General features: G+C 54.1%; 4 protein-coding genes and 1 tRNA gene. 1 reads left to right on the forward strand and 4 read right to left on the reverse strand.

Features of this window, described 5'->3' with window-relative positions:
- Window positions 1–61: 61 nt before the first annotated feature.
- From infB to HMPREF9141_RS11910, 4 genes are all read right to left on the reverse strand, one after another.
- On the reverse strand, window positions 62–2,944 hold the full coding sequence (gene infB / locus HMPREF9141_RS11890; RefSeq protein ID WP_040554894.1) for a translation initiation factor IF-2: 2,883 nt from the start codon (window positions 2,942–2,944) through the stop codon (window positions 62–64).
- A 143-nt stretch (window positions 2,945–3,087) separates the two neighbouring features.
- Entirely contained in the window at window positions 3,088–4,353 is a 1,266-nt protein-coding gene (gene nusA / locus HMPREF9141_RS11895; protein ID WP_007369019.1) for a transcription termination factor NusA, read from the reverse strand.
- Between the two features lie 4 nt (window positions 4,354–4,357).
- Window positions 4,358–4,825, reverse strand: a complete 468-nt coding sequence (gene rimP, locus HMPREF9141_RS11900; protein ID WP_040554896.1) for a ribosome assembly cofactor RimP — start codon at window positions 4,823–4,825, stop codon at window positions 4,358–4,360.
- 1,329 nt (window positions 4,826–6,154) lie between these two features.
- A complete protein-coding gene (locus HMPREF9141_RS11910; RefSeq protein WP_007369023.1) occupies window positions 6,155–7,903 on the reverse strand; it encodes a S41 family peptidase in 1,749 nt (582 codons plus the stop codon).
- A gap of 191 nt (window positions 7,904–8,094) precedes the next feature.
- Between HMPREF9141_RS11910 and HMPREF9141_RS11915 the strand changes: the two genes are divergently transcribed.
- Window positions 8,095–8,168: transfer RNA gene (locus HMPREF9141_RS11915), tRNA-Asn, on the forward strand.
- Window positions 8,169–8,250: the final 82 nt, after the last annotated feature.

Below are 8,250 nucleotides of genomic sequence, written 5' to 3' on the forward strand. Positions count from 1 at the left end.
TTACCGCAAAGAAAAAACCGTCTTCACTCCTCGGATGGAGAAAAGACGGCTTTCTTTATTCTTACAGTTTCTGTTCAACCTCAATCTCCGTGAAGGTCTCGATGATGTCTCCTACTTGCAGGTCGTTGTAGTTGACAAGAGATATACCGCACTCAAGTCCTGTGGCGACTTCCTTCACATCGTCTTTGTAACGTTTCAGGGCATCGATCGGAGCAGTGTGGACGACAATACCGTCACGGACCACACGACCCTTGTCCTTGCTGTGGACCTTGCCCTCGGTAACCATACCGCCGGCGACAGTCCCGACTTTGGAAATCTTGAATACCTGCTTGACTTCCACCTGACCGGTGACAATCTCCTTCTTCACCTTGTCGAGCATACCGACCATGGCTGACTTCACATCATCGATCGCATCGTAGATGACGGAGTAGGTGTTGATTTCGACACCCTCACGGTCGGCCAGTCGGCGTGCATCGGCCGAAGGGCGTACCTGGAAGCCGACGATGACCGCATCAGAAGCCGATGCCAGCATCACATCGTTTTCGGAAATCTGGCCGACAGCCTTGTTGATGACATTTACCTTGACTTTCTCCGTAGACAGCTTGATGAACGAATCAGACAGAGCCTCGATAGAACCGTCCGTATCACCTTTCACGATGATGTTCATCTCATGGAACTCTCCACGTGCGATGCGGTGGGAAATATCCGACAGAGTAAGACGGGTCTGTGTACGCAGGCCCTGCTCACGCTGCAGCTGCTCACGCTTGTTGGCTATCTCGCGTGCTTCCTGCTCGGTCTCCATCACGTGGAACGTGTCACCGGCCGTAGGCGCACCGTTCAGACCGAGGATGATGGCCGGCTCCGCCGGTCCGGCACTCTCAATGCGCTGGTTGCGCTCGTTGAACATGGCCTTGATGCGGCCCCAGGAAGTGCCGGCGATGACATTGTCGCCCACTTTCAGCGTACCGTTTGACACGAGCACCGTACTGACATAGCCGCGCCCCTTGTCGAGGGACGACTCGATGATCGTACCCGTCGCCTTGCGGTTAGGATTGGCCTTGAGGTCGAGCATATCCGCCTCGAGCAGCACCTTGTCGAGCAGGTCGTTCACGCCCAGTCCCTTCTTGGCACTGATCTCCTGGCACTGGTACTTGCCGCCCCACTCTTCCACGAGCAGGTTCATCTGCGACAGGTCCTCGCGTATCTTGTCCGGGTTCGCTCCCGGCTTGTCAATCTTGTTGATGGCGAACACCATCGGCACGCCGGCAGCCTGTGCGTGGGCGATCGCCTCCTTGGTGGTAGGCATGACCGAGTCGTCGGCAGCGATGATGATAATCACGATATCCGTCACCTGTGCGCCGCGGGCACGCATGGCTGTGAACGCCTCATGACCCGGCGTGTCGAGGAAGGTCACCTTGCGGCCGTTCTCCAGCGTCACGCTGTACGCACCGATGTGCTGGGTAATGCCGCCGGCCTCACCGGCTATCACGTTGGTGTTGCGGATATGGTCGAGCAGAGAGGTCTTGCCGTGGTCGACATGGCCCATGACAGTCACGATAGGAGCACGCGGAACGAGGTCGTTCTCATCATCCTCCTCTTCGCTGACCGCCTCCTGCACTTCGGCACTGACATACTCCGTCTTGAAGCCGAACTCGTCGGCAACAAGGTTGATGGTCTCGGCATCCAGCCGCTGGTTGATGGAAACCATGATGCCGACAGACATCAAGGTGGAGATGACCTTCGTCACCGGGACATTCATCATCGTCGCCAGTTCGGAAACGGTAACGAACTCTGTCAGCTTCAGCGTCTTGCTTTCCTTGCGCTCGGCCTTGGCCTCGGCACTCAGGCGTTCCTGGACGGCATCACGCTTTTCCTTGCGGTATTTCGCCCCCTTCTTGTTCTGGCTCTTGCTTGTCAGCCGGGCGAGTGTCTCCTTTACCTGGCGTGCTACCGCCTCGTCATCCACCTCCAACGGTTTCTGATTACGGTTGCGGCTCTTCTTGCCGCTGTTCTTTCCGCCGGTGTTTCCGCCGTTCTTGTTCCCGCCCTTCTTGCCGTTCTGGTTCTGCTGCTGATTGGCTGCGGCATTGATGTCGACACGTTCCTTGCTGATACGGACACGCTTCTTCTTGCCCTGGCCGCCGCCCTGACCGGACTTCTCTTCACGTTCCTTGCGCCGCTCTTCCTTGCTCTTCTTCTTCGGACGGGTGCTCTGGTTGAGCGTGCTGAGGTCGATCTTGCCCAGGACGTTTACCTTCGGCGTATTCAGAATCTTCTTCTCGTTCTTGGTCAGGAAAAGGCCGTTCTCCTTCTTCTCTTCCACAGCCGCTGAATTAACCGGTGCATCAGCGGCCGCCTTCTCCGGTTCTGTCTTCCCCTCCACCTTTGCAGCCGGGGCGACCGTCTTTGCATCATCATTCTGGGGGACAGCCGGTTTCCCTGTCCGAGAGGTCTCGGCTGGTTGCTCCTTCTCCGCAGCAACGGCTTTCGTTTCCTCTTTCTTCTCCGCCGGTTTATCACCGGCAGCAGGGGCGGCAGTCTCTTTCTTCTCCTGCACAGGGCTTACGGCAGCAGCCGGGGCAGGACTTTCCTTCTTCTCAGCAGGAGCAGCAGATGACTTGGCGGCCGGCCTGTTCAGCTGGTCGAGATCTATCTTTCCGACTGGCGTGTACTGCTGTCTGTCCGACTTCAGAAGCGTCTCGCCCCTGTGGTCCGCAGCAGTCTTCTTCTCCTTCGGCTTCTTCTGGAAAAGCTTGGCAGCGTCCTTCTTCACCTCCTTGTCCTTCTTGAAGGCTCCTACGAGTGCATGATACTGCTCATCACTCAGCTTGAAGTTCAGGTCGCTCTTCACCTCGCCTAACTCCTGTTTCTTCTCCAGGAACTCCACTGCCGTCTGGAGTCCTATGTTCAATTCTCGAATTGCTTTGTTTAATCTGATGCTCATTAACTTTATCTTACGGTGCTGGGTGTTGGTTGTTGATTGTTGATATGCCTTTTGGTAGAGAGGGGTTCCGAACATGGAGTTGCTGAATAGTCACACCCGTTAGCTTTCAGTCAACAGCCATCACCCACCAACCAATCACCTTTTTACTGTTCAAACTCTGACTTCAATACTCTCAACACGTTGTCTACGGTCTCTTCCTCCAGATCCGCCTTCTCTATCAGCATTTCCCGAGGGGCATTGAGCACCTGCCGTGCCGTATCCAGCCCGATACCCTTGATGGCATCGATGACCCACTGGTCGATCTCGTCAGAGAACTCATCCAGATAGATATCCTCTTCGGCGTTCTGTTCGTCCAGTTCACGGAAGACATCGATGGTATAACCTGTCAGCATGCTTGCCAGCTTGATGTTCATGCCGCCGCGGCCGATGGCAAGACTGACCTCCTCCGGCTGCAGGTAGACTTCTGCCTTCTTGTTCTCTTCGTCGACGTTCAGGCTGCTGACCTTTGCCGGAGACAGGGCACGCTGGATGAACAGCTTCGTATTGGCAGTCCAGTTGATGACATCCAGATTCTCGTTGCAGAGTTCCCGGACAATGCCGTGGACACGACTGCCGCGCACACCGACACAGGCTCCTACCGGGTCGATGCGGTCGTCGAAGCTCTCTACGGCAATCTTGGCACGCTCGCCCGGCATACGGGCGATCTTGCGGATGGCAATCAGACCGTCGCTGATCTCCGGCACTTCCGCCTCGAGCAGCCGCTCCAGGAACTCCGGAGCCGTGCGCGAGAGGATGATCTTCGGGTTGTTGTTCTCGTTGTCCACACGCAGGATGACCGCACGGACTGTCTCGCCCTTGCGGTACTGGTCGCGCGGGATCTGCTCGCCCTTGGGCAGGATCAGCTCGTTGTTCTCGTCGTCGACGAGCAGCACCTCACGCTTCCAGGTCTGGTAGACCTCGCCCGAGATGATCTGGCCGACACGGTCCTTGTACTTATTGTACAAGGAGTCGTGCTCCAGTTCAAGAATCTTGGAAGCCAGTGTCTGGCGCAGGTTCAGAATGGCACGGCGGCCGAACTTGTTGAAGTCCACCTCCTCGCTCACGTCCTCTCCTACCTCGTAGTCGTCTTCTATCTTGCGTGCATCCGTCAGGCTGATCTGCTTGTTCTCGTCTTCCACCTCTCCGTCAGCCACGACCACACGGTTGCGGTGTATCTCGAAGTCGCCCTTGTCCGGGTTCACAATCACGTCGAAGTTTTCGTCGCTGCCGAAGATCTTGGCGAGCACGTTGCGGAAGCTCTCTTCCAGCACGCTCACCAGAGTGGTACGATCGATGCTCTTGGTGTCCTTGAACTCCTTGAAGGTCTCGATCATGTTCGGACGCTCTTCTTCTGTTTTTCTTGCTGCCATAGCTTTACTTGAAACTTATTATGTATTTTGTGTATTTTACTTCATCCATCTTGTACGCATGGTCCACGTCCATCTTCACCGGACGCTTCTTGCCTTCCACGTGTACCTTTTCGTTGACGGCCACAACGAAGTCGTTGCCGTCGACGCTCTTCAATACGCCTTTGACTTTCTTTCCGTCTTTATCCAGCACCTCGACTTCCTTTCCGATGAAGTTCTGATACTGCTGCGGCACTTTGAAAGGCTGCCCCAGACCGGCGGAGCCGACCTCCAGTTCGTAGTCCTCTTCATCCCGGGAGAGACGGTCCTCGATGTACCTGCTCAGCTCCACGCAATCCTCAATCCACACCCCATCGGCATGGTCGATCTCCACGACGATTTTGTCGTCGGGACTGATTTGAATGTCGACCAGGAAGTATTCCTTGCCTTCCAGCCACTCGTCAACGAGACTTTTTACAACGTTTTTGTCTATCATAAGCGTTTTAATATGAAAAATGAGGGACTGTTGAAAGCCCCTCATTCCTCTGAACGTGTGCAAAGTTACGACTATTTTCGTCATACACCAAATGTTTTACGGCTTTTTTATGGTTCTTCCGTTAAATGCGTGGATGCTTTCCGCATAGCTTTAACGGAAGAACCGAAGTTAATCACTAAACAAAAACATAGCCAAGACCGTCAGCTGTCTATCCTGTTATCCTCCTCCGATACAAGAGCCTTTTCATTTTAACAGGTTGAAAACACAGACAGGCTTTTGAAAAACCATTACATAATTTCAGATAAATCATCAGCAGATATAGGAAACACGTGCAAAAAAACAAGTCTGCAACCAGCAGTAAATCAATTGGTTGTCAAGCCGTTTCAAAAAGGTGCCTGATTGGACCTCAAAAGGGCGTTGGTAACGCTCTAAAAGAGCACCGATTGTAAGTCAATCAGGCATCTTTCAGAAGCCAGAAGAGCATGTGTTGCTTTGGACTGCATGAAAACAGTTTACAAATACCGATGACAGGGGAATCAGTTGTTTGTAGAAGACGGAAAGACCTGCTGATGGACAGGCTTCGTATCCATTCGCCTTTACTGCATCTTACTTTGCAGTTTAGCCTCCTTTGAAGCCCCTCTGATTTTGGACAGTCATCCCATGCAAGTGCATAAGCTTTTATCCTATTTCCAATCCACGCATTCAACGGAAGAACCTTTTTTATCAGCTGACAAGCGATTTAGACGGGATCCAGACAGGACTTCGGCATGGAGAGGGACAGCCGTGGAAGTATGCCTTTGATGATTTCGCCATGCGGCCCCTTTCCACCGCTCCACCCTCATTGGCTTCGGAAAAGCAAGCCCCCCTCATCCAACAAAGCGCCCTGCCCTTTGGTCTTTACTTGCAAGCCGTCTCCATCCGGGCGACAGACCGCAACCGTGCAGACCCTTGACACGGCTGGTGTCAGGTATCAGCACATCGGCAGGAAGCCAGGCTCGTTCCTGTCACAGTCATACGGATTGCAAGAGAGCATGACCCGTTTATACGGCAGATGTTTACCGGACAGCAACAAGACACACCCTTCTTCACGTGAAAAATCTGCGGCGATACCGCCTTGAACATCCGCACGGCGGAAACGGAAGGAAAGCAAGTCGCATCCTCCTCGCAGGAGGGCCGGCCACCCAGGCATCTCCTCCCTGCCGTCACAAAGGACAACGGCTGCAAGACTGCGGCTGTACGCCATGGCAATCCAGAAGGTACAATGAAAAAATGAGGCTTACAAGCCCTGACAGTCCTGTAAGCCTCATCCGGTCGCCAAGAGATTTCTCCTTACTTCACCTTGGTCTTCGCCTTGGCGTCGACAGTTGCCCCCGCTGCCGTTTCCGCCTTCACGACCGGACGGTCCGCAGACGGCTGCAGCAGCTTTCTGTATTCCGCCGGGTTCTGCAGAATCTCCACAGCCTTTTTCCACTGCTTGTCAAACTGCAGACTGTTCTCCAGCGAGCCGCGTTGGTAGTAATAGGCCGATACGAGGTCGCTTGTCAGCAGTTTCTTCAGCGTCTGTCTGTTGTAGTCGAGGTCTTTGGCAAGGTTGTGACTCAGCTTCTTTTCCAATGCGTCAAACTCGGGTTTCGCATCTTCGTAATATCCCTCGAACCTGGCCAGCTTGACGAGATTCTCCAGGTATTTCCGGCTTTCACGGTCGTACTTGAATCCGCTCTTCAGCACCGTCTGCTTGAAGTCCTCATAGTCGGCATCGGAGAGGACGAATGTCTTTGCCGGCCCGATGGAAGGATGCTTCTTCAGGTATTGCAGTTCCCAGTTCCACATCACCTCCGTAGAGTCGCGTCCGGACGAAGCGAGGTAGAAAGCGATGTTCGGCAGCGAGTCGGGGAGCACCTCCACATCGGGCTTGATGCCGCCGCCGTCGCGCACCTCCCGCCCGTCAGCCGTATGGAAGACGTGCGTCAGCGAGTCGGGTATATGCTCGGTATAGCCGCCGTTGGCGTGTTTGTAGTTGATGGCCTGTATGCACCGCCCGCTGGGAATGTAATACTTGCTGGTCGTCAGCTTGAGGCTGGCATTGTACGGGAGATTCATCGAGGCCTGCACGAGTCCCTTCCCATAGGTGCGCGTACCGAGGACGACGGCACGGTCCAGATCCTGCAGGCTGCCGCTGGTAATCTCGCTGGCGCTTGCCGTCTCGCCGTTGACCAGCACGACGATAGGCATGACGGTGTCGATGGGTTCTACGGTCGTCTTGTATTCCTTGTTCGCACGTTCCATCTTGCCCACGGTCTTCACCAGGGTAAGGCCTTTCGGCACGAACATATTGACGATGTTGATGGCCTCCTGCAGACTGCCGCCGCCGTTGTTGCGCAGGTCGAAGACCAGCGAAGTCATCCCCTGCTTCTTCATGTCGAGGAAGGCGCGGCGGACATCCTTCGAACAGTCGGTCGTAAAGGAGTTCAGGTCGAGATACCCTACCCCTCCTTCCTGCACCCCATAATAGGGCACGGCAGGGAGCTGGATGGCACGGCGTGTAATCCTGATTTTCATCTTCTTGTTCGTGGAGGGCCGGCGAATGGTCAGGAGGAATGTCGTCCCGGCATCACCCCGCAGATGGCTGCTGACGTAAGCCACATCCTTCCCCGCCATCGTCGAGTCGCCGATGGCAAGGACAATGTCTCCCTTCTTCAGCCCCACTTCCGCAGCAGGCATGTGCTCATACGGCTCGTCGATGACGACGTTCTTCAGGGCGAAGTTATAGCGGATCAGCGCACCGATGCCGGCATACTTCCCGGAAATCATCAGGTCCAGGTCCTTGACCTTCTCCTCCGGGTAATAGACCGTGTAGGGGTCGAGTGAGTGCAGCATATAATTGATGCCGTTACCGACCACCTCATCGGCATCCAGCGTGTCGACATACATCATGTCAAGATACTTATAGATGGCTGAAAAGGTCTCGAGATTCTTCGCCACCTTGAAGTTATGTTCCTTGTCTGCAGGGTTCTGTGCCATCACGGTACTGCCCCAAGCGCAAAGCCAGAGCCCGAATGCCAGGAAGAATTTTTTCATTGCTTGTCGTTTGTTTGTTACTTAATGCGGTTACAATGCGGCAAAAGTACACTATTATAATGGAAAACACTGCGTGCGAGGCAGGAAAATACAGAAAAATACGGTTTCATTGAATTTTTCTTCAAAAACATTTGGTAGGTTCGGAGAAACATAGTACCTTTGCAACCGCTTACAAGAAACAAGCAGAAAATGCTTCAGTAGCTCAGTTGGTTAGAGCACCTGACTGTTAATCAGGGGGTCGTTGGTTCAAGCCCATCCTGGAGCGCACAAGAAGGAATTACGAGAGTGATTCCTTCTTTTTTGTTTCCAGACACAACAGCAGCAGATACCGGCTCAGTAGAAAAGAA

The organism is Prevotella multiformis DSM 16608 (genome assembly GCF_000191065.1).
Lineage (GTDB): Bacteria > Bacteroidota > Bacteroidia > Bacteroidales > Bacteroidaceae > Prevotella > Prevotella multiformis.

What these genes read in the sequence shown, in the direction of transcription:
- nusA (WP_007369019.1), bottom strand. Translation starts at nt 4,353, where the DNA reads ATGGCAGCAAGAAAAACAGAAGAAGAGCGTCCGAACATGATCGAGACC.
- infB (WP_040554894.1), bottom strand. Translation starts at nt 2,944, where the DNA reads ATGAGCATCAGATTAAACAAAGCAATTCGAGAATTGAACATAGGACTC.
- rimP (WP_040554896.1), bottom strand. Translation starts at nt 4,825, where the DNA reads ATGATAGACAAAAACGTTGTAAAAAGTCTCGTTGACGAGTGGCTGGAA.
- HMPREF9141_RS11910 (WP_007369023.1), bottom strand. Translation starts at nt 7,903, where the DNA reads ATGAAAAAATTCTTCCTGGCATTCGGGCTCTGGCTTTGCGCTTGGGGC.